The sequence below is a fragment of the Bacillus cereus group sp. RP29 genome, assembly GCF_040459765.1.
Lineage (GTDB): Bacteria > Bacillota > Bacilli > Bacillales > Bacillaceae_G > Bacillus_A > Bacillus_A paranthracis.
In genome coordinates this window covers 3,174,598-3,198,031 of record NZ_JARVHN010000001.1, presented here as the reverse complement: position 1 = coordinate 3,198,031, position 23,434 = coordinate 3,174,598, and the positions used below count along the sequence as shown (strand labels likewise).

Here is a 23,434-nt window from a genome sequence, read left to right as displayed (position 1 = left end):
CTAGCTTTTTGCTTTGAAATTTTAAGAAAAGTGTAGGAATACGACTATTATATAGAGAACTTTAGTTTTGTATATAAAAGGAGGCGTTAGACGTTGGAAACGTATGATTGGAACAGTAAACTAACTTATTTAAAAAATACAAGAGATTTATATTACAATGACGATTATGTAAGCTTTTTAGTAAATACAGTTTGGAAGATTAAAAAGCCCGTACATATCGTTGATTTCGGTTGTGGATATGGTTATTTAGGCTTAGTATTAATGCCATTACTTCCAAAAGGTTCAAAGTATACAGGCATTGATAGCGGGGGAACATTACTTGCTGAAGCGAGAGAATTGTTTCGTTTACTTCCGTATGAGTCACAATTTCTTGAAGGAGATGCTACAGAAATTGAACTGAACGATAAATACGATATAGCAATCTGTCATGCTTTCTTATTACATATGACTACTCCAGAAACAATGCTACAAAAAATGATACATTCAGTTAAAAAGGGCGGAAAAATAATCTGTTTTGAACCACATTGGATATCAAATATGTCTTCATACTTTTTAGATGGGGAGAATCAATCGGAATTTATTAGGTTAGGCACTTTGCAGAAGTTATTTGAAAGTGACACACAGAGAAGCGGAAAAGATGGAAATATTGGTATGAAAATACCGATATATTTAAGTGAATTAGGCGTGGAAAATATTGAATGTAGAGTAAGTTATAAAGTGAACTTTTTAGATTCTAATATGCACCATCATGGTAAAGCGAAGTTGTATCATTCATTAAAGGAAGAGGGGATTGCGGGGAATCCAGGTGATAAACAGCAATTTATAGGACGTTTAATAGACAGAGGATTAACATATGATGATGCGCTAGCTCAATATGAAGCTGAACTACGATTTTTTAAAGCATTTCATATACATTCTTCATTAGTGTACGCTCCGAATATGAAAATTACATTTGGTGAAATAGTATGTTAATAGGTAGTAATACGATGAAACATGTCGCTGAATGTCGATAAGTCGATATTCGACATATAATCGCTGATATATTTTAAGAATCGGTCGATATATTTTGAAAATCGCCGATATATTTGAATTATCGCCGATATAATTTCATGTAATGATTTCAGCTATATAAAAATAAGATCCACATGTTACGTTATTCCATATAATCAAACAAAATACAGAGAAAAACAATCATTTTGACTATATTTTGTTATAAATTTGAATAATATTAAATAATACTATCCATTATAGGAGATTTTAGTTGAATACATACAATATGATGTGTAAAATCTAAGCAAGTAGCAGTATAAATAAATATTCGAGGTGAATACATGCTAGATTTTAAGCAGTTAGATGCTTGTTTGAAAGACAAGAGATTTATAGATGGATTACAGGAAATAAATAATGAAATTTCATATATAAAAGAAAAGAATACTTTATCTTATGTAAAGAATTGGCTTGCTAATATTCCTTCACATAAGGAGTTTGATATATTAATACGTCTTACTGATGAAGGGCTTATGCACCAATACAGTTCATTCCTCATTCGCTATGCCTATAAAAAATTCCCAAATATGAGAACGCTCTCTTTATATTGTGATGAGTTAATTGATGAGCGGAAAATTCTTGAAGCAGAACAGTTGTTAAAAGACTCATTAGAAGAGGTAAATAAAGAAGAAATTGAAGTTGATCTTTTAGCGAAAACATATTTTACTTTAGTACGATGTTTGTTGGAAATGAAACGAAATGAAGAAGCTCTTTATTATATGAAAAAGGCAGAGGAGTACAGTGAACGTGCCGTGTTTGATAAATGGGGATACGTCTATATGCATACAGGTGAATGGGAGAAAGCAGAAGAACAATTTATAGCTGGTATGCAGCATAAAGATTGTGAAGAGTTATCTACCTATTTATTATCACAGTTATATGCGAATAAAGGAGAACAAAAACGTGCATTGCAGCTAATTGATGATGCAATTGTAAAGTTCCCACAAGTACCATATTTTCATTTTGAAAAGATAAAATATGTGTTAGATTTAGGGAAGTACGAAGATATGTTATCAGTAATAGATAACATAAATAAACAGCTTCCTTATCATGCGTATAAAGCTTATTTCGTACATTTACGAGCAGAAGCACTGTACAAAATGAATAAACTTGTAGATTTACAACAGTTATTAAAAGAAGAAAAAAGTTTAAAAGGGTCTTTATATCATAATTTAGAAAAAAATCCAGATGGAAAAAAGGTTCACCTGCCGATCGTTCCCATTGTACAAAAGGATAATTATTGTGTGCCGACAAGTTTAGAAATGATGTTGCAGTTATGGGGAGAAAAACGTACACAAGATGAAATAGCAGAGTTTATTTTTGATATGACAGGATCGAAGTTTTCAGATACTGTTTCTTATTTGGAAGAATTAGGTTATGAATATCGTTATTTTAAAGGTAATGAAGAGAATTATAAGAGACTGATTGATGAAGGAATTCCTGTTTTATTAAGTATAGATATTGAGCATGCTTCACATGTACAAGTACTAGCTGGATATGATGATACATTGCAGGCCTTTTATGTTCAAGATCCGAACTTTATAGAGCCAGTTATTGTGGAATATAGTAAGTTACAAGAAAAATATCGTTATACAGGTTGTTTAGCAATTACGTTTGTTCCGCAAGAAAAGAAGGAACTACTATCATTTTTAAATGAAGAAGAACATCATTATTTTAAATCTATTTTTTCTTTAACAGATCATTTGGATGAACAAGATAAAGAGGGGATTCATGACTTAGTACAGTTTTTAAAAGAGACAAGTGATAATCCGAATACGTGGTTATATACGGTTAAGCATTTAGATGTTGAAGTAGATAAAGAATTTATTTTATATTGTATAGAAAATTTAATGGAGAAATTTCCTAACTCAGATTTTGTTAAATTACATGGTGCACAGTGCTTTATTCGCCTGGAAGAGTTAGAAAAAGCTGGGCACATGCTTGCGAGTGTTGAGAAGAAAAATAGTCGTGCCTTATATCATTTCATAAACGGAAGGTATGCTTTTGAGCAGGAAAGTTATTTAGAAGCGATTTCAAGTTTTCGTTCCTCATTACAATTAGACGCAGATCAGCCGATTGCTTGGAGTTTCCTTGCGTTATCCTATATGTATATCGATCAATCTGATAAGGCATTGCAGTTTTCTCAAGTTGCTTTAGAACGTAGTCCAGAAAGATTTACTTTAACGAATCACGGGTTAATATTAATAGATTTAGAAAGATATGAAGAAGCGTATAAAATCTTTAACGACCTGTTAAGAGAGTATAAAAATGAGGCACATGTATGGTATGAGCGAGCGAGATGTGCGCATCATTTAGGGAAATTACATTTAGCGATAAAAGGGCTTCAAGTAGCGATTCATTTGGATAGTAATGCACCTTACATTTATACGAAACTTGCAGAAATATACGAATCTGATCTGAAGGATGAAGAAAGTACGAAAGAAATTTTATTAAAAGGTATTGAGAATTGTGATGATAAGGCACCTCTATATGTAAAACTGGGTGACTATCATTTTCAAAATGATAGCCTGGAAGAAGCAGAATCGTTGTATACTCGTGCTTTAGAAGAAAATCATGATGATGTTTATTCTCACTTCGGACTTACGCAAGTTTATATGGCAAGAGAACAATATAAGGAAGCAAAAGAATATATTCTTGGTATTGGAAAACAAATTGAAAAGAGCCAAGATTTTCTTATGAATGCGGGAATGGTTTTATGGGATGCTGAAGTTGAACTTGGTGGAAGTGAAGAAGGGTTTAAAGTAGCATTGTCTAAGTTAGAGAGTGGTATAAAGCAGAGCGAATATAATGTAGCAAGCGCGTTAGATGAATATGTGAATCGAATTAAAGGAACGGTATTTGTGCAGCGAGGTATAGCATTCTTAAGAACGTTACAAAAAGAAAGAAATGAAGTAAGTGAATATGGTTGTTATACAGGTATTTTATATGAATCTATCGGACAATATGGCCAAGCGATGAAAAGATATAAAAGGGCGATAGAACAAAAGGAAACGGCATTACCGTATTACCGAATTGGTGAAACACTTATGGCATTAGGACAATTGACGGAAGCAAAACAGGCATATGAAACATGTTTAGAGCTTGATGGGAATTTTGTCGGTGTACATTTACAGCTTGCGGAAATATATGAAAAAGAAGAAAATCGTTCTAAGGAACAAAGTCATATGGTTCAGGCGATGAAAGAAGAGCCGCTGCATATTAATATGGAATATTTGGCGCAGCTTTCAGTAGAAATGAATCTTCAGAAAGAGTTGCTGACTGAACTAGAACAATTAGTGGACGAAGTGCCTGAAATATGGCGATTAGATGCGATTGCATATGTGTATGGAGCGATGGATGAAATAGATAAAGAACAAGCACAGATTGAAGAGGCACTACGATTAGATAGTGAGCATACAGAAGTTTTATATCATTATGCAAAAGTATTAGTGAAAAATAGAAATGCAAAAGCAATTGAAATTGCAATGAAGGTTATACAAAAAGATGTAAATAATGAACGTATATTTGATGTATATGTAAAAGCGATAGAACAACATAAGAAATGGTCTAACATACGAGATTTTCTTCACATATTAAAAGTAAAAAAGGCAGAAAGAAGTATGGCGTTTATGTATGCTGCATCTGCAGTTACAGAAAGATGGATTGAACGTCAACAAAATGAACAGCCGAAGAAATCTATATTTACGAGAGCTCTTTATCGTATGAAAAACCGTGCGAAAGAAATTTCGATTATTACTACAATCATTGATTTATATGAAATTTCGTTACAGTTAAATCCGAAAAATAGTATGGCAGCGCAACGATTTGCGCTATTTTATGAGAATGTAGAGATGAATAGAGAAGCAATAGAGATTCTGCACACGTCACTAGAAAATAAATGGGATTATGAAGTAGCGAAGCAACTTGTAAATCTTTTCGTTGAGTGCGAGGAAGAAGGTATGTTAAGAGATGCTATGGAATTAACGAAGCAAATGGTTCGAGAGTTACCAGATGATTACGATACTCTTCTTCTTCAGGCACAAGTATTCTTTAAAGCAGGAGAAGAAAGAAAAGCAGAAAAGATTACCTTACAATTAACGGAGCAAACACCATTTGTAAGTAGAGCATTTCTTGCTTTAGGAGAAATATATCAAAGTCAAGAGAGGTTTGAAGAGGCAATTCATGTATTAGAAAATGCCTCTATCCATCATCCGAATGAAACAGCAATTCTTCTTTCTTTAGCATCTTCATATCATGGTGCTGGCCAAACGATAAAGGCAGAAAAAATAACAAATGAAGTAGTAACAATGGATGCGAGTGATTTGTTAGCAAGATATGATCGTGCTTGTTATTTAGCACAGTTAAACAGGAATGAAGAGGCGAAGGAAGAGCTTGAAATTGTACTTCGTGAGGATGAGTCGGGATTTTTCGCTGAACTTATCGAGGATGATGAAAATTTAGCAGCACTGCGAGAATTTGAAAAGTAATTGTATAAGAATAGTGAAAAAAGGGCATAATTAAATATATATTTCGAATTAGTTGACAATTTGTTACCAAATGGCATAAAATAGCTTTTAACAAAGTATACAAATCTGAAGACGAGAAAGAGTAAAATAGTGTACTGTTCCCCAGAGAGCCGGTATGTTGCTGAAAGCCGGTGTGCAGACGTTATTTGAAAATCATCTCCGAGGAGCCGAGGCTGAAAATGAGTAAGCTCGGACGGATGTCTACCGTTACAAAGAACACGTATGATCGTACGTTGCTAAGTGCTATTAGTGAAGAACTAATAGAATTAGGGTGGTATCGCGGGTAAACCCGTCCCTACTTTATAGGGACGGGTTTTTTGTGTGCTTTAAAACATTCAAAAGGAGTGATTGTAGATGAAGAAAGTAGATGTAAAAGAGTCAGCTGTAGGGAGAGAAACACGTATTCGCAAACAGTGGAACGAGCAGAGCATTTTCGAGCAATCAATTCAGAATCGAGAAGGCGCACAATCTTTTGTGTTTTATGAAGGACCACCGACGGCGAATGGATTACCGCATGTAGGTCATGCACTTGGACGAACAATTAAAGATGTAGTAGCAAGATATAAAACGATGTCTGGTTATAAAGTGTTAAGAAAAGCGGGATGGGATACACACGGTTTACCTGTAGAATTAGGTGTTGAGAAACAACTTGGTATTTCTGGTAAACATGAAATCGAAGAGTATGGAATTGAACCATTTATTAAGAAGTGTAAAGAGAGTGTATTCACATATGAGAAGCAGTGGCGTGAATTCACTGAAAGCATCGGTTACTGGGTAGATATGGATGATCCATATGTTACGTTAGAGAATCCATATATCGAAAGTGTATGGCATATTTTAGGGACGATTCATGAAAAAGGATTATTGTATAAAGGGCATAGAGTTTCACCATATTGCCCAAGCTGTCAAACTTCACTAAGTTCACATGAGGTTGCCCAAGGGTATAAAACAGTAAAAGATTTAAGTGCAACCGTTAAGTTTAAAGTGAAAGATAGTGAAAATGAATATTTCCTAGGTTGGACGACAACACCTTGGACACTTCCAGCAAATGTTGCACTCGCTGTACATCCAAATATGGAATACGTGAAAGCGAAACAAGAAGGTCATGTATACATTGTTGCGAAAGAACGTGTACGAGATGTATTAAAAGAAAACTATGAAGTATTATCTGTTCATAAAGGAGAAGAATTATTAAATATTTCTTATACAGCACCGTTTCCGATGAAAGAAGTTACAAATGGTTACCGCGTAATCGGAGCAGATTTCGTAACGGCAGATAGTGGTACAGGACTCGTTCATATTGCTCCAGCATATGGAGAGGACGATTATAGAGTCGTTCAAAGTGAAGGGTTGTCATTCTTACATGTTGTAGATGAGAAAGGCGAGTATACAGAAGCAGTACCATTTTTGAAAGGTAAATTTGTAAAAGATTGTGACGTAGATATCGTTCGTTATTTAGCGAAGGAGGGTTTACTTTATCATAAAGAAAAGTATGAGCATAGTTACCCACATTGTTGGCGCTGTGATTCACCCCTTCTTTATTATGCAGGTGAAAGTTGGTTAATCCGAACGACTGCAATTAAAGATACATTTTTACAAAACAACGATACTGTTACTTGGTATCCAGATCATATGAAACATGGAAGATTTGGTAAGTTTTTAGAAAACATGGTGGACTGGAATATTAGCCGAAATAGATATTGGGGAACACCATTAAACGTATGGGAATGTGAAAGTTGCGATCATCAATTCGCACCGAAAAGCATTGCTGATTTAAGAAAGCATAGTACGAAAGAGACACCTGAAGACTTAGAATTGCATAAGCCATATGTAGATGAAGTGCAAGTTTGCTGCGAAAAATGCGGAAGTACAATGAATCGCACACCAGAAGTAATTGATGTTTGGTTTGATAGTGGTTCGATGCCATTTGCGCAATATCATTATCCGTTTGAAAATAAAGAGTTATTTGAAGAACAGTTTCCAGCAGATGTAATTGCAGAAGGAATTGATCAAACACGCGGCTGGTTTTATAGTTTATTAGCTGTATCAGCACTATATACTGGAAAAGTACCGTATAAACGAGTGCTATCACTAGGGCATGTTCTAGACGAGGAAGGACAGAAAATGTCTAAAAGTAAAGGGAATGCACTAGATCCAGTTGATTTAGTAGAGAAGTTTGGTGCTGATGCTTTAAGATGGGCTTTACTCGTTGACAGTGCTCCGTGGAATGCGAAGCGTTTTTCTGAAAGAACAGTATTAGAAGCAAAATCTAAATTTGTAGATACATTAGTCAATGTGTATAGCTTCTACGTTTTATATGCAAATTTAGATGAGTATAATCCGAACGAAACGTATGACGTAAAGCGGACGAAATTGGATGAATGGGTATTATCAAGATTGCATAGCACAACGAAAAAAGTGAGAACTGCACTTGATGATTATCAATTTACGAATGCAGCTCGTGAAATCGCGGCGCTTGTAGATGAAGTAAGTAATTGGTACGTAAGGCGATCACGTAATCGTTTCTGGGAATCTGGTATGAATGCTGAAAAAGCAGCTGCGTATGAGACACTTCACGAAGTGCTTGTGACAATTAGTAAATTAATCGCACCGTTTACACCGTTTGTCGCTGAAGATATTCATTTGAATTTAACTGGAAGTAGCGTTCATTTAGAGGATTATCCAGTTGTAAATGAATCACTACTTCAGCCGAAATTAGAAGCGGAAATGGATGCAGTTTTACAAGTTGTTGAACTTGGAAGAAGTAATCGTAATCAACATTCTTTAAAAGTAAAACAGCCGTTAGCGGAACTTGTATTACTTGAGCATAATGAAAATGATATGGATTGGGAATCTTATCGTGATATCGTTATGGATGAGTTAAATGTAAAAGCGTTCCATGTTGAACTCGATGAAACGAAATACACGTCCTATCAATTAAAGCTGAACTTTAAAACGGCTGGGCCGAAGTTCGGTAAAAATGTGAATGCAGTAAATGGCTGGCTAAAACAATTATCACAAGACGAGGTACAAAACTTTGTTTCTACAGAAAGAGCAGTTTACGAAGTAGCATCAGGAGAAGAAATAGTTGTAACGACTGAAGATGTATTAGTAGAGAAAGTTGCGAAATCTGGATTCTCTAATACAACTAACGGACAATATACAGTAATGTTAGATACGAATGTAACGGAAGAATTGCTACAAGAAGGGGTAGCACGTGAATTCATTCGCGCCGTTCAAGAATATCGTAAGCAGTTGAATTTACCTGTTAATTTACGGGTAGATGTAATTCTTGATACAGAGGAAGAACTACAGCAAACGTTAACGAATCATAAAGAGTTGTTGGAAGAAAACTTACTCGTTAAACAATTTACATTTGGTCACTTAACGAATAAAGACGATGAAATTTCTTTAGGTGAGACAAAAGTCCGCATTAAATTAAGCTCAGCTAATTAAAGAAAAGGAAGTTGGAATGATTCCAACTTCCTTTTTGTATGATGGAAATTTATCCGGCTATTTTCTGCATAATACATTCGATAGGACCTCTAGAAAAATTCTTTCTCCATAACACGCTAATTAAAATGCTGTTAAAATTTATTTCTACAGTATTGTTTTCGCTTTACAAATAAATATTGAGAAAATTTCACTCCCCCTAAATGGAAAGGTAATAGAATTGTTCATAGAGAATTACTCGTAGATTCAATTTTTATTCCCCCCATTTTATGGGGAATGATTGCCTAGTGGTAATGGGATAAGGTTGAGCTACTTTATTAGGGGGAGTGGTTCTATGTTTAATAAAAAAATGGTGGTAATGGCAATGACTGTGCCGTTAGTAATGGGGACGATTACTACAGTTTCGGCATTGGAAAAACAACAGCAAGTAAAGCTAGAAGCTTATTCGCCTCAGAAAAAAGCAACAGAATATTTAAAAGAAAATGCTGCGCAGTATGGATTAAAAGCAGACCTTTCAGACTTGCAATATATTTCTACAACAGAAACGTCAGTAGCTTCATATGTTAGGTTCCAACAAGTTGTGAATGGTGCGCCTGTGTTTTCAAAACAAATTACAGTTACTCTTAACGGTGAGGGAAAAGGAGTACTTGCTGTTTCTGATTATCAATCTGTTAAAGGTGTGAAGGAAGTTACAACAAAAATTAGTGAAAAAGATGCAATACAAAAATCAATGGCGTATGTTGGAGAAGTAAGTGAACAAAACTTATGGGCTCCTACAGAGAAAGAATTTGGATATATTGTTGAAGAAGGAATTGCTCGTCCAGTATATAAAGTTGTAGTCCATTCTAATAATCCATTTGGTGCATGGGAAACATTTGTTGATGCAGAAAATGGAAAGTTAATTAAAAAGGTTGATATAAACCGTAAAGCAGAAGGATCAGGAAAAGTATTTTTACCTAACCCAGTCGTATCTAGCGGTAGTAAAGTAGGTTTAAAAGATAACAATGATGCAGATTCAACAGCATTAACGAACCAATTAAAGACTGTTACGTTAAAAGGTTTAGATGGGACAGGATTTTTAATTGGAGAGTATGTAACGATTTCTTCAAAAGCAAAAACGAAATCTACAAACTTACAATTTAACTATACACGTGCAAATGATAGCTTTGAAGATGTGATGTCGTATTATCATATCGATACTTTACAACGTTACATTCAAAGTCTAGGTTTTAAAAATATTAATAATCGCTCTATTAAAGTGAATGTAAATGGAACGACGGCGGACAACTCGTTTTATTCTCCGACAACGAAGGCTTTAACATTTGGTACTGGTGGAGTAGATGATGCAGAAGATGCTGGTATTATCGCACATGAATATGGACATTCAATTCAAGATAACCAAGTTCCTGGCTTCGGTAGTTCTGCAGAAGGTGGAGCGATGGGAGAAGGATTTGGTGATTTCTTAGGTGCTACGTATGAAGATGCAGTATCAACAACAGGCTACGGAAAAGCATGTGTTGGAGAATGGGATGCGACTGCTTATTCTAGTTCAGATCCAACGTGCTTACGCCGATTAGATAATAATAAAGTGTATCCGAAAGATATTACGAATGAAGTACATGATGATGGAGAAATTTGGGCTCAAGGACAATATGAGATGGCGCAAGCATTTGGTCGTGATGTAGCAACGAAAATTATTTTACAATCGCACTGGTCGTTAACACCAAACTCTAAATTCAGTGATGGAGCGAAAGCAATTAAGCAAGCAGATGCTCTTTTATATGGCGGACAACATGCCGCTGATATCGATCGTATTTGGGCAGCGAGAGGAATTAGTACGAATTAATATAAAAAGTCGTGGCATGTATAAGCCACGACTTTTTAATTTGCTTTAGAACTGGTACTAGTAAAGTAAGCTATATAGATGATAATGTGAATTTATTCGCATTCCATTTATTTTTTTTCATCTTTAAAAACAAAATGCTCTTTAAATTTTCTAGATTCAACTTTTTGACCATTTCGCATCGATCGGAAAGGGTGTTCTTGCCAAGTAATCATTACATCAACTTCATCCGCTTTTGTAGCAACTGGAAAATTAGCATGTTCAAATCCAGTTTTTCCACTTGCTAAACGACTTTCCTTTAGAGAAAAGAGTTCATATTTCGTTTTTGTTTTTGGTTCGTTGCGGAATATTTCGACTTGTACGTTATATACTTCACTGTTTCCAACATTTTTCAATGAAAATTGATATGTTTGAAATTCATCTTTTTTAGCTTGAAGCATATTCTTGTTTGTTTTTTTCGGTTTATCAATATTCACTTGCCATTGATCAGAGTTTTGAGAGATTGGTAAAGATTTTGGTGAATAGGCGTACGTTTCGTTTACTACAATTAGGCAAAACAATAGGAGAAAGAAACTAATCGCTTTTTGCATATACACACCTCGCTATAAAATTTTTATTAATATGTGTAAATAAAACAGTAAATATGTAATTTGATGGAAAAAGGTGATGCTTTGATTCAAATGAATTTGAAAAAACTTGAAGAAGTAATAGATGGAGAAGGGTTATACGAATCATTTCATCATTTAGAAATACATGGTGTCTGTATAGATTCCAAAAACATGAAAGAAGGAAATTTATTTGTTCCAATCATTAGGGTGAAAGATGGGCATGAGTATGTGAAAGAAGCAATGGATAATGGAGCTGTCGCTTCCTTGTGGAAAAAGTCTTACGGTACTCCGCCAAAAGGGATTCCAATTATATTTGTGGATGACACTTTGTTTGCTTTGCAACAATTGGCACAATTTTATCGAAGAGAGATAAATGTAAAAGTAATAGGAATTACAGGTAGTAATGGCAAGACTACGGTAAAAGATATAATAGGAAGCATTTTAAGTTCAACTTATAGAGTGCATAAAACAAAAGGTAATTTTAATAGTCAAATCGGTTTACCGTTAACAATTTTAGAAATGGAACGAGATACTGAGTTTTTGATACTTGAAATGGGAATGAGTGAAAAAGGACAAATTCGAAATTTATCACGAATCGCACAGCCAGATGTAGCGATTATTACAATGATTGGACAGTCACATCTAGAGACGCTTGGATCAAGAGAAGAGATTGCGAAGGCTAAATTTGAAATTGTAGACGGATTACATGACGGTGGACTGTTCTTATATAATGGTGATGAGCCATTACTTTCTCAACATATTAATACGCTAGGTATAGAAAGTAAGTCGTTTGGTGGAAAGTATACAAATGATTTGTTTCCAACGAACGTACAATTAGATGAATATGGTGTTCATTTTAAATTAAATCATTCAAAAATACAGTACGATGTTCCCTTATATGGAAAACATAATATTTTTAATACGATTGTCGGAATCGCTGTAGGTCAATTTTACAAAGTCCCTACAGAAAAAATACAAGAAGCATTGCAACAAATAAATATTACACAAATGCGCTTTCAGTTTTTAACCGCTAAAACAGGTTTTACAATTATTAACGATGCATGGAATGCCAGTCCTTCCTCCATGAAGGCTGCAATTGAAACGTTACAGAAGTTAAATGCCTATAAGAAAAAATGATAGTGATTGGGGATATGTTGGAGTTAGGGAAGAAAGGTGAAACATATCATAGAGAAATTGGTAAAATGTTAAATGAGGAGAGCATTCAATATGTATTTACGTATGGAGAGTTAGCCAAAATTGTAGCGGAAGAAGCAAGAAAGAACTATCATGCAGGAAAAGTACAATCATTTGATAATAAAGCCGAGATAGCAGAGGAAGTATTAAAAGTAGTAACGAAAAAAGATGTTGTTTTATTGAAAGGTTCACGCGGAATGGCTTTAGAGGAAATTGTACAAAAGTGGATGTGAAAAATTAAAATATATTTAAAAGTGCTTGCATTTTATAGTGCGAAGAGATAGAATACTCTGTAAATACAAAAAGTGATGATCAGGAAAAGTACATGATGCAAAGGTCTACAGAGAGCAATCGGTTGCTGAGAAGATTGCGATACTGCATGATAGAAAGACACCTGTGAGTGTTGCTTTGAACGTGATAATTAGTAAAAGCAAACGGTACCTACCGTTATCAGGACTAAGATGGTCATTATGACAATTTGGGTGGTACCGCGGAAAAATCCGTCCCTATTTATAGGGGCGGATTTTTGTATTCTTTTAAGGGAGGTGAGTGACCGTGGATGATGACGATGACAACAACAATATCGTAAATAACTATAAAATTACCGGAGGGAAAAATAATGGAGTCAATAATGAAGCGTTCACTCACAAAAGAATGTACAAAGCAAGGCGGAAAAGTTGTATTACTTCAAGGGTGGGTAAAAAAGATTCGTCATCTTGGAAATGTTAGTTTTTTATTATTACGGGACAGAACAGGGGTAATTCAATGTGTATTAGAAAATGAATTAGCTGGATATAAAGTTGATGTAGAAAGTGTCGTCCATGTAATCGGCGAGATAGTCGAAACAACGAAAACAGAATTGGGTGTTGAATTACTTGCGCATGAAGTGAAAGTAATAAACGGCGCAGAACCACTTCCATTTGAAATAAATAAAAAGAAGTTACAAGTTGGCTTAGATCAACTACTGAATGAACGGGTATTATCATTAAGACATGAGCGAACCGCTGCTATATTTAAAGTGAAATCTACGCTCGTCCAGAGCTTTAGTGAATTCCTTATAGAGAACGATTTCACACGTATATTTACTCCAAAAATTGTTTCGCAAGGGGCAGAAGGAGGAGCAAATGTTTTTAAGCTTCCATACTTCCAAAAAGAAGCGTATTTAGCTCAATCACCACAGTTTTACAAGCAAATGATGGTAGCGGGAGGATTAGAACGTGTTTTTGAAATTGCACCTGTATATAGAGCGGAACATCACAATTCTTCCCGTCATTTAAATGAATATATATCGTTAGACGTAGAGATTGGCTTTATAAATGATTTTCATGAAGTGATGCAATTAGAAACGGATGTATTACGATATATGTTTCAACAAGTAGCAAAAAACTGTGAGAAAGAACTACAACTATTACAAATAGAAGTACCTGTCATTACAGAAATACCGAAAATCACATTGTTAGAAGCGCAAGAAATTTTGAAAAGTAAGTATCGGAAAGAATCGCCAATTGGGGATTTAGATACAGAAGGTGAGAAGTTACTAGGGAAATATGTGAAGAAAACATATAAGAGTGAATTTGTTTTCATTACACATTATCCGAAAGAAGCGAGACCGATGTATACGTTGCCGAATAACGAGAATCCATCTATTACTGATTCGTTCGACTTACTATATAAAGGATTAGAAATAACATCAGGGGCACAGCGAATTCATAATTATGAAATGTTACTTGCTTCTTTTAAAGAAAAAGGATTACATCCAGATAAATTTCAATCTTATTTAAATACATTCCGATACGGTTGTCCTCCGCAAGGTGGTTTTGGAATTGGCTTAGAGAGAGTTGTTTGCAAATTGTTAGAATTAACAAACGTACGAGAGGCGAGTGCTTTTCCAAGGGACTGTACAAGGCTTATCCCTTAATAATAGGGGAAGGAATTCCGCATTTTCTCATTAAAATTTAATATGTCCCTTGACAGTTACTAATATAACCGATATACTTCATATTAATTTCAAAAGAAAATATATTCTAAATATTTAAATGTGTTGAATAGGAGTAGTAAGGTCGTATATTTGTACAGAGAGCTATGGGTTGGTGTGACATAGTCAAATGACATCCTGAACTCGCCTAGGAGCAGTAAGGTGGAACGGAATCACATTCTTAGTAAATCTTAACGGTTAACCTTCGATATTAGGTTTGTAATCAAACGATTACTACTAAGGTGGATTCATAATGGAATCAATAAGGGTGGTACCGCGTTAAGTAAATGGCTTAGCGTCTCTTTATATAGAGACGTTGAGCCATTTTTTTATTTTATGGAAATAGAAATGGAGGGTTTATTCGGATTGGTCTATAAAATTTAATTATTTATATAAAATGATTCTATTAGGAGGAAAATGAGATGAAACAGACGGAGCAATGGACTTCGAAATTAGGTTTTATAATGGCTGCAGCCGGATCGGCAATTGGACTTGGCGCAATATGGAAGTTTCCTTATATCGCCGGCAAGAGCGGGGGAGGAGCATTCTTTTTAATCTTTATATTATTTACTGTATTAATTGGATTACCACTACTTATAGCTGAATTTATGATTGGACGTAGTACGCAGAAACAAGCAGTTGGCGCATTTAAAAGTATTGCACCAAATACAGGGTGGCACTGGATTGGACGCCTTGGCGTAGGAACGTGTTTTATATTACTTTCGTTTTATAGTGTTGTAGGTGGATGGGTGTTAATTTATTTATTCAGAGGAGTAACGGGACAACTTATTACTCCAGGACAAAATTACGGTTCATTATTTACTGAAACAATTGGAAATCCTGTTTGGGCAATTATGGGACATTTCGCTTTTATGTTCATTACGATTTGGGTCGTATCAAAAGGTGTACAAAACGGAATTGAAAAAGCAAGTAAATATATGTTGCCAGCGTTGTTCGTTTTATTTGTCGCTCTTATTGTTCGCTCATTAACACTTGATAATGCAATGGAAGGTGTGAAGTTTTTCTTACAACCAGACTTCTCAAAGATTACTTCAGAAAGTATTTTGTTCGCAATGGGGCAATCTTTCTTTGCGATTAGTATCGGGATCTCGATTATGGTCACGTATAGTTCCTATTTAAATAAAAAAGAAAGTTTACCAAAATCAGCAATAACAATTGTTGGATTGAATTTATTTGTTTCATTATTTGCAGGACTTGCAATTTTTCCGGCCGTATTTTCATTAGGAATGGAGCCAACAGAAGGGCCTGGATTACTATTTATCGTATTACCATCAGTATTTAGTCAAATTCCATTTGGTGGGTTTTTCTTAACAGTATTCCTTGCACTATTTACATTTGCGACATTAACATCGGCATTTTCACTATTAGAGACAGTTGTTTCAGCAGTAGCAAATGGCGAACAAGAAAGAAGAACAAAGTTATCATGGATGATCGGTTTCTGCATTTTCTTAGTAGGTATACCATCAGCGTTATCATTTGGAGTATGGAGTGATATTACGATTTTCGGAAAAAATATTTTTGATGCAGTAGACTTCTTATCTAGTAATATATTAATGCCACTTGGTGCACTATTCATTAGTATTTTCGTTTCATTTAAAATGGAAAAGAAGGTATTAGAAGCAGAGTTTTTTGTAGGTGGAAATTATGGAAAGAAAGTATTTACTTGTTGGGCGTTTTTACTTCGATTTGTAGCACCACTCGCAATCATTATCGTCTTTTTAAATGTAATAGGGATTATTTAACAGTTGATGTTATAATATTCAGTAAAAAAAGAAGGTGATGATCATAAAGGCGAATTTGATAGAAGCAGGGAAATACATGCATATTAGAGGAAAAAAGCTATACGTTGAAACGCATGGAAACCCTAAAAATAAACCAGTTCTATACTTGCATGGTGGACCAGGAGAAAGTTGTTACGATTTTTCATTTCATCAAGCGGAACGTTTAAAAGATTCTTTATATGTAATTATGATAGATCAAAGAGGTGTTTGTCGCTCAGAAGAAATTACTGAGGACGAAGATTTTGGATTAAAAGATTTAATTGAAGACTGTGAGGAGTTAAAAAAAGTATTACAAATTGAGAAGTGGTCTGTAATTGGACATTCTTTCGGTGGATATGTAGCATTGTTATATGCGTCGATATATCCAAGTTCAATAGAGAAAATAATATTTGAAGGGCCAACTTTCGATTTTGCATTAACAAGTAGAGCTTTATTACAAAAGACAGCGGACTTATTAAAAAAATATGGAAAAGAAGAAGTAGCAAAAGCGTGTTTATTTTATTCATCTAGCAATGCTTGTTCAGAAGAGTTGTTAGAAGCTTATATAAGATTAAGTGATGAATTAGAAGAAAAAAGAATGGAGATTTACAATAATAAGGAAGATGAGACAGATGAGAGTTTATATAGTGATGAAGAGTGGGAAGAATTTTCAAATCGCTCCAAAATTCACTTTGATAGATTAAAATTAGAGGGAGCATGTCATACGTCATTATTATCTAAAATAAAAGATGTACAGAATCCAATGTTATTAATAGTAGGAAAATATGATGTTGTAACGTGTGAAAAACAAATTGAAATATTTAATAAAGATGCCCGAAACGGCAAGTATATCGTATTTGAAGAAAGTGGTCATTCACCTCATTATGAGGAAGCAAATAGGTTTGCAGAAACAGTCATACATTTTTTGAAATGAAGAAAAGGGTGCTTCTCTAAATAAGAAGCATCCTTTCTAAATTTCTGGATATGTGATTGTAATGCTAGGCCACTTACTTTGCCAGTTCTTTTTAATAACTCTGTTTTTGTACATATGTATACGCTCTTTCGATTCCAGAAAATGAGCTGTTGGTCTCACTTGTAAGGAAAGAACATCTTCAATGCCGCACGGAGCTGTTAATATAACATTGTTTTTTTCGTCTAATGTAACCCCTAAAGACGTTGCTGTTTCAGGGAATTTAGAAATAGCATTAACAGAAGAAGAATACGGTGGCATATTATTTACTACGTGCATACGAGCTTGATTCTTTACAGACCAAGGGATAGTAGCATCCATATTCATTAATTTCGTTTCTAATGATTGTTCGTATATCTCATCTTTATGTAGACTATCATAATAAATCACATCAACATCAGGCATAGTCGTTTTAGCTTCATAGTTATGTAAAGTATCCCAAATTTTAGAACGAACAAACCCGGCACAAATCCACCAATCAGGTAATTCTAGTGATTTTGCTAATTGTAATACGTCCATCATCCATTCGTCGTTTTCTATTAAGCGAATGATATGTTGCTCTGTTTGGATATTCATTGACATATTCACCTTTCTAGTAAATTAATGTATTAGTTCAATAATCCATAAAATCCAGTAAGCACCTGGTACAAATAGTAGTTGTGCTAATAATGTACCGAAAAGTCTAGAAATCATTAGCCAACCGTACATTTTACTCATAGACTCAGCACCATTCTCTGATTGTAAAGCACGTTCTGTTAAAAGAGCGATGCGTGGATCGAGTAGTACGGTTAATAAAATTGTAGCAAAACCATTTACAAGACCAGAAGCTGTACTTGCGTTTGTTGCATAATCTGGATTTAGAAATGAAGCGTAAAGGGCAGAAAGAACACCTGCTGTATAAATGGCAGTAGCAAACATATTAATAAGCATAATACGTTTTGGAATACCACCAATGCGTAGTCTATGAATCATTTCTAACTTTGGAAAGCGTACATATTTTTTTGTGTACTTTAACTTTTGAATGTTATTCGTCTTCATCATTCGAATGAATGAACCATCTGTTTCAAAATTTTGAATGACGTATCCAAATAGTTTTGTCAAAGTTGGATACAGTATAATCGCAAGTAATGTACCGATAGAAGCAGATAATAGAACGAGACGTATAATATGCTCTAAATCAATAGAAGAATCTAGTTTTGCTTCATCGACAATACCACCGATTAAAAAGGCTTGTAGTAAGTTAGATGTTCTAGAAATAAGCAGTACCATTCCTACGACGGATAAGGCAACGGCAATCTTTTTTAAACGTACACCAGCTAATCGAATACTATAAGAGCTAGTTTCAACCGCATGGATAATAATTGTGAAAGCCATTATAAAAATTAACGTAATTGACATTTGTTTCACCAGTTTCTATTAAAATAATTGTAACTTTTTCACTTTACCATATGTATCTTTTTTTGTAACTGAAAGTATGTGACATAGGAAAAGTAATTTTTCAGAAAAAAAGATAATGATAGTATTATAATAGAAGGGAAAGAGGGGAGATCTGTTATAGGTTACTTATAAAGTAAAATGAGTGGGGGATTGAAACGTGTACACAACATATTTATTTGATTTAGATGGAACATTGACGGATCCGAAAGAAGGGATTGTCAATTCAGTATTGTATGCATTAAAAAAGGTTGGCATTGAAGAATTACATATAAGCGAGTTAGATTCATTTATTGGTCCACCCATCCAGCAATCATTTGTAGAGAGATATAATATGAATGAAGGAGAAGTTGAACGAGCTGTTTTTTATTTCAGAGAATATTTAAAGCAACGTGGATTGTTGGAGAATAATGTTTACGAGGGTATTCCAAATCTTTTAAAACAATTAAAAGATACTGGAAATCGTTTATTTATAGCAACTTCAAAGCCTACTATATTTGCTGAACAAGTTGTAGAGTATTTTCAACTAACAAATTATTTCGAAGGTATCATTGGAAGTAATTTAGATGGTACAAGAATAAAAAAAGAAGAAATCATTGCTCATATTTTACAAACAAATGAAGAACTTAATAAAGAAGAAATTGTTATGATTGGAGATAGAAAGCACGATATAATCGGCGCGAATCATAATGAAATTGCATCGATTGGCGTTTTATATGGCTATGGTAGTGAAATGGAATTGACTGAAGTTGGTGCGACTCATATCGTAAATGATGTAAAAGAACTACATCATTTTTGTTTAGAAAATAGTTTGATAAAGAAGTAAATATAGAGACTAATAATCCCTTTATAACGTATGATGATGAAATCGTTTTTTGTTTAAAGGGATTTTTCATATGTAATCGAATACTTATAATTAGACATTTTTAGCATGAAAAATTTGTATGAATAAGAGGAGGGATGTCAGAATCAAAAGATTAGTAGTAGAAGTTTATCAATAAAAGTTTGAATATTCTGTTAAAGGAGGGGTATAATTGGAGCTAGTTATTATATTATTAGCACTTAGTTTACTTATGTTTGTAGCTTATAGAGGCTTTTCTGTTATTTTATTTGCACCGATTTTTGCTTTATTTGCAGTGTTTTTGACAGAGCCTAGTTTTGTATTACCTTTCTTTTCGAATATTTTTATGGAGAAAATGGTAGGTTTTATTAAACTATATTTTCCTGTATTTTTACTTGGAGCAATATTTGGGAAAGTAGTAGAAATGTCAGGAATTGCGGACTCAATTGCAAAGACAATTATAGAGTTAGTTGGTGAAAAACGTACGATATTAGCAATTGTATTAATGGGGGCTATTTTAACATATAGCGGTGTTAGTGTGTATGTAGTAGTGTTTGCTGTATATCCATTCGCAGCAAAGCTGTTTCGACAAGCGAATATTCCAAAACGTTTAATCCCTGGAACGATTGTTCTTGGAGCAGTCACGTTTACGATGGATGCGCTACCTGGATCACCACAAATTCAAAACGTAATACCTACAACGTTTTTTAAAACAGACATTTATGCTGCGCCGGTACTTGGTATTGTAGGAGCAATTTTTGTACTTACGTTAGGTTTACTATATTTAGAGAGTAGACGTAAGAAGGCGAAAGCAGCTGGAGAAGGATATTTTGGTTTTAACGATGGGAATACGGAAATGGCAGCTTCTTTACAAGTAGAACAAAAAGATATGCCGTTACTGAAAAGCCTTGAAATTACAAGAGCACAGCAAGTAATTGCTTTTATACCACTTGTTTTAGTAGGTGTAATGAATAAAGTTTTTACTATCATGATACCGAAGTGGTATCCGAATGGTTTTGATTTTTCTACAATTGGTATGAAAGCATTTGGCAAAGTAGAATTAAGTGCAGTAGTTGGAATTTGGTCGGTAGAATTGGCACTTATAATAGGTATTGTAACAACGTTATTATTATATTGGAAACAAGTCGTAACAGGATTTCAAGCTGGATTGAATACAAGTATTGGCGGAGCGTTACTTGCGACAATGAATACAGGAGCTGAGTTTGGTTTTGGTGGTGTCATCGCCGCACTTCCAGGTTTTGCAATCATGAGAGATGGCATTTCTGCCACATTCACAAACCCTCTCGTGAATGGAGCAGTCACGACTAATATTTTAGCCGGTATTACAGGCTCTGCATCAGGAGGAATGGGAATCGTTTTAAGTGCAATGGGAGATAAGTTTATTGCAGCGGCTCATCAATTTGATATTCCGTTAGAAGTAATGCATCGTATCGTATCAATGGCATCAGGAGGAATGGATACACTACCACATAACGGGGCTATTATTACTATTCTTACAGTAACCGGATTAACTCATAAACAGTCATATAAAGATATTTTTGCAATTACAGTTTTGAAAACGCTTGCTGTATTTTTAGTTATCACGTTCTATACTTTAACAGGGATTTATTAAATAGATATTTTATAGACGAAAACATGAATTAGGGAAAGAAGAGGTGGAGTAGTTGCAAGAAGTTGCTGAATTTCGTATGCCGAAGTCTGTATTATATGGAAGAAATTCGCTTGAAAAACTGGGGGAACAATCCAAGAAATTCGGGAAAAGAGCGTTTATAGTTACGGATACAATTATGGAGAATTTAGGATATGTTGAGAGTTGTATACAACAATTAAATACAAAAGGTATTACCGTTATTACATATAATAAGGTAAATGCTGAGCCTACAAATATACACGTGTTAGAGGCGTTAACTATTTGTAAAGAAGAAAAGTGTGATTTTATTATCGGTCTTGGTGGTGGAAGTTGTATTGATGCAGCAAAAGCAGTTGCGGTGTTATATACAAATGGCGGAGAAGTAGAAGATTATGTCCAAAAGGATATGGAAATAGACAATGATCCGCTACCGCTCATTGCAATTCCAACAACTTCGGGTATTGGGTCAGAAGTAACAAGTGTAGCAGTAATTGCGAATAAACGAACAGATGTAAAAATGATGATGAAGCATCCGAGTTTTACCCCGCAAGTAGCGATTATTGATCCGATTTTAACACGTTCTGTACCACCTCATATTACAGCAGCAACAGGGATCGATGCATTATGTCATGCAGTCGAAGCATATATTTCTAAAGTTTCACAATCACTTACAGATGTACTCGCTCTTTCAGCAATTGAAAGTATTATGAAATATTTACGTATTGCTTATGAAGATGGGGAGAATATGGAGGCAAGAGAAGCGATGATGATTGCTTCCTTACAAGCTGGAATTGCATTTTCAAACGCATCTGTTACGTTAGTTCATGGAATGTCGAGGCCAGTTGGGGCATTATTTCATGTACCACACGGTATATCAAATGCAATACTATTACCTACAGTTTTAGAATATACAAAAGGTAGTGCGGTAAAAAGATTAGCGGAAATCGGCCGCTGTTTAAATAAAGATTTGTATTCCTATTGTGATGAAGAAGTAGCCGACTACACGCTGGGGGAAATAAAAAAACTTTGTTTTGATCTTCGTATTCCAAATTTAAAAGAATACGGAATTGGTGAAGTTGAATTTGAAAAAGCTATTTCTAAAATGGCGTCAGATGCAATTGAAAGTGGAAGTCCAGCAAATAACCCACGTGTGCCATCATATGATGAAATTAAACAGTTGTATCGAGAATGTTTTCATTATCGATATGAAGATTCTATAAAAACATTAGGTGATTAATTTCAGAATATTCTTATAAATTTCCTTGGAAATAGTTAAAGCAAGACTTTATATATCAAACGTAAAGTCTTGTTTTATTATGTATAATATACATAATAAAATTTCGAAATTATCTTGAATAAATAGTATAAGGTGGGTGTGGGTTTAATGAAAACGATAGGTCTTATTGGTGGTATGAGTTGGGAATCAACTGCTGAATATTATCGAATCATAAATGAAGAAATAAAAAGTAGATTAGGTGGGTTACATTCAGCTAAATGTTTAATTAATAGTGTAGACTTTGAAGAGATTGAAGGATTCCAGTCTAGCGGTGATTGGGATAGTGCAGGAGAAATTCTAGGGAATGCAGCATATTCATTACAAATGGGAGGCGCAGACTTTATTATTATTTGCACAAATACAATGCATAAAGTAATTGAGAAAATAAAGGAGAATATTCATATTCCAGTTTTACATATCGCAGATGCAACTGCGAAAGAAATGAAAAGAAAAGGTATTCAAACTGTTGGTTTACTTGGAACAAAATATACAATGGAGCAAGATTTCTATAAATCACGTATTAAAGAGAATGATATAAAAGTCATAGTGCCATTAGAAAAAAATAGAGAAAAAATAAACGAAGTCATATATACAGAATTATGTTTAGGAAAAATCGTATCTCAATCCAGAGAGTATTATAAAACAGTTATAGAAGATTTAGTGCAAAAAGGCGCACAGGGTATCATTTTAGGATGTACAGAAATAGGATTATTAATAAAGCAGGAAGACGTATCCATTCCAATATTCGATACGACTTATATACATGCAGTTGAAGCAGTTAATTTCGCTGTAGGAAATAGATTATAATTATATTATGTAACCTAATTTGTATATG

The 23,434-nt window shown here is 34.4% G+C and carries 14 protein-coding genes, 1 pseudogene and 3 other annotated features; of the genes and pseudogenes, 12 read left to right on the top strand and 3 right to left on the bottom strand.

Features of this window, described 5'->3' with window-relative positions; translation table 11 throughout:
- Nucleotides 1–93 precede the first annotated feature (93 nt).
- From QCI47_RS17070 to QCI47_RS17055, 4 genes are all read left to right on the top strand, one after another.
- Nucleotides 94–972, top strand: a complete 879-nt coding sequence (locus QCI47_RS17070; RefSeq protein WP_309422765.1) for a class I SAM-dependent methyltransferase — start codon at nucleotides 94–96, stop codon at nucleotides 970–972.
- Between the two features lie 359 nt (nucleotides 973–1,331).
- On the top strand, nucleotides 1,332–5,534 hold the full coding sequence (locus QCI47_RS17065; RefSeq protein ID WP_309422764.1) for a tetratricopeptide repeat protein: 4,203 nt from the start codon (nucleotides 1,332–1,334) through the stop codon (nucleotides 5,532–5,534).
- 99 nt (nucleotides 5,535–5,633) lie between these two features.
- Nucleotides 5,634–5,873, top strand: a binding site (T-box leader).
- A 54-nt stretch (nucleotides 5,874–5,927) separates the two neighbouring features.
- Nucleotides 5,928–9,029, top strand: coding sequence for an isoleucine--tRNA ligase (gene ileS, locus QCI47_RS17060; RefSeq protein WP_353811884.1), 3,102 nt, complete (start codon nucleotides 5,928–5,930; stop codon nucleotides 9,027–9,029).
- Nucleotides 9,030–9,360: 331 nt separating this feature from the next.
- Nucleotides 9,361–10,872, top strand: coding sequence for a M36 family metallopeptidase (locus tag QCI47_RS17055; RefSeq protein WP_309422762.1), 1,512 nt, complete (start codon nucleotides 9,361–9,363; stop codon nucleotides 10,870–10,872).
- A gap of 107 nt (nucleotides 10,873–10,979) precedes the next feature.
- Here the strand turns inward: QCI47_RS17055 and QCI47_RS17050 are convergent, their stop codons facing one another.
- A complete protein-coding gene (locus QCI47_RS17050) occupies nucleotides 10,980–11,459 on the bottom strand; it encodes a hypothetical protein (protein WP_309422761.1) in 480 nt (159 codons plus the stop codon).
- 63 nt (nucleotides 11,460–11,522) lie between these two features.
- Here QCI47_RS17050 and QCI47_RS17045 point away from each other — a divergent pair.
- The 4 genes and pseudogenes from QCI47_RS17045 (at nucleotide 11,523) to QCI47_RS17030 (ending at nucleotide 17,361) form a co-directional block, all read left to right on the top strand.
- Nucleotides 11,523–12,904 (top strand): annotated as a pseudogene (locus QCI47_RS17045) (UDP-N-acetylmuramoyl-tripeptide--D-alanyl-D-alanine ligase).
- Between the two features lie 66 nt (nucleotides 12,905–12,970).
- Nucleotides 12,971–13,182, top strand: a binding site (T-box leader).
- Nucleotides 13,183–13,290: 108 nt separating this feature from the next.
- The gene (aspS, locus tag QCI47_RS17040; protein WP_353811883.1) at nucleotides 13,291–14,589 is read left to right on the top strand and encodes an aspartate--tRNA(Asn) ligase; all 1,299 of its coding nucleotides are present in this window, start codon (nucleotides 13,291–13,293) and stop codon (nucleotides 14,587–14,589) included.
- A gap of 114 nt (nucleotides 14,590–14,703) precedes the next feature.
- Nucleotides 14,704–14,952: a binding site (T-box leader), on the top strand.
- Between the two features lie 116 nt (nucleotides 14,953–15,068).
- On the top strand, nucleotides 15,069–16,409 hold the full coding sequence (locus QCI47_RS17035; protein ID WP_000814557.1) for a sodium-dependent transporter: 1,341 nt from the start codon (nucleotides 15,069–15,071) through the stop codon (nucleotides 16,407–16,409).
- A gap of 37 nt (nucleotides 16,410–16,446) precedes the next feature.
- A complete protein-coding gene (locus QCI47_RS17030; RefSeq protein WP_000584223.1) occupies nucleotides 16,447–17,361 on the top strand; it encodes an alpha/beta fold hydrolase in 915 nt (304 codons plus the stop codon).
- A 36-nt stretch (nucleotides 17,362–17,397) separates the two neighbouring features.
- On the opposite strand, the gene QCI47_RS17025 is transcribed toward QCI47_RS17030, so the two are convergent.
- Together QCI47_RS17025 and QCI47_RS17020 are read right to left on the bottom strand one after the other, a co-directional pair.
- Nucleotides 17,398–17,973 carry a nucleotidyltransferase family protein gene (locus QCI47_RS17025; protein ID WP_353811882.1) on the bottom strand — a complete coding sequence of 192 codons (576 nt, stop codon included), beginning with the start codon at nucleotides 17,971–17,973 and terminating at the stop codon, nucleotides 17,398–17,400.
- Between the two features lie 24 nt (nucleotides 17,974–17,997).
- Entirely contained in the window at nucleotides 17,998–18,795 is a 798-nt protein-coding gene (locus QCI47_RS17020) for a lipid II flippase Amj family protein (RefSeq protein ID WP_000028910.1), read from the bottom strand.
- Nucleotides 18,796–18,991: 196 nt separating this feature from the next.
- On the opposite strand from QCI47_RS17020, the gene QCI47_RS17015 reads away from it, so the two are divergent.
- The 4 genes from QCI47_RS17015 to QCI47_RS17000 all read left to right on the top strand — a co-directional run bounded on the left by QCI47_RS17015 (nucleotide 18,992) and on the right by QCI47_RS17000 (nucleotide 23,406).
- The gene (locus QCI47_RS17015) at nucleotides 18,992–19,657 is read left to right on the top strand and encodes an HAD family hydrolase (protein ID WP_000288834.1); all 666 of its coding nucleotides are present in this window, start codon (nucleotides 18,992–18,994) and stop codon (nucleotides 19,655–19,657) included.
- Nucleotides 19,658–19,865: 208 nt separating this feature from the next.
- Nucleotides 19,866–21,305 (top strand): GntP family permease, encoded by a 1,440-nt coding sequence (locus QCI47_RS17010; protein WP_061130557.1) that lies wholly within the window; start codon nucleotides 19,866–19,868, stop codon nucleotides 21,303–21,305.
- Between the two features lie 52 nt (nucleotides 21,306–21,357).
- Nucleotides 21,358–22,560, top strand: coding sequence for an alcohol dehydrogenase EutG (eutG, locus tag QCI47_RS17005; protein WP_353811881.1), 1,203 nt, complete (start codon nucleotides 21,358–21,360; stop codon nucleotides 22,558–22,560).
- A 147-nt stretch (nucleotides 22,561–22,707) separates the two neighbouring features.
- Nucleotides 22,708–23,406, top strand: coding sequence for an aspartate/glutamate racemase family protein (locus QCI47_RS17000; RefSeq protein ID WP_000848549.1), 699 nt, complete (start codon nucleotides 22,708–22,710; stop codon nucleotides 23,404–23,406).
- The last annotated feature ends 28 nt before the right edge of the window (nucleotides 23,407–23,434 follow it).

Coding starts and splice junctions, on each gene's coding strand:
- QCI47_RS17020 (WP_000028910.1), bottom strand. CDS start 18,795: ATGTCAATTACGTTAATTTTTATAATGGCTTTCACAATTATTATCCAT.
- ileS (WP_353811884.1), top strand. CDS start 5,928: ATGAAGAAAGTAGATGTAAAAGAGTCAGCTGTAGGGAGAGAAACACGT.
- QCI47_RS17000 (WP_000848549.1), top strand. CDS start 22,708: ATGAAAACGATAGGTCTTATTGGTGGTATGAGTTGGGAATCAACTGCT.
- aspS (WP_353811883.1), top strand. CDS start 13,291: ATGGAGTCAATAATGAAGCGTTCACTCACAAAAGAATGTACAAAGCAA.
- QCI47_RS17035 (WP_000814557.1), top strand. CDS start 15,069: ATGAAACAGACGGAGCAATGGACTTCGAAATTAGGTTTTATAATGGCT.
- QCI47_RS17065 (WP_309422764.1), top strand. CDS start 1,332: ATGCTAGATTTTAAGCAGTTAGATGCTTGTTTGAAAGACAAGAGATTT.
- QCI47_RS17025 (WP_353811882.1), bottom strand. CDS start 17,973: ATGAATATCCAAACAGAGCAACATATCATTCGCTTAATAGAAAACGAC.
- QCI47_RS17030 (WP_000584223.1), top strand. CDS start 16,447: ATGATCATAAAGGCGAATTTGATAGAAGCAGGGAAATACATGCATATT.
- QCI47_RS17050 (WP_309422761.1), bottom strand. CDS start 11,459: ATGCAAAAAGCGATTAGTTTCTTTCTCCTATTGTTTTGCCTAATTGTA.
- QCI47_RS17055 (WP_309422762.1), top strand. CDS start 9,361: ATGTTTAATAAAAAAATGGTGGTAATGGCAATGACTGTGCCGTTAGTA.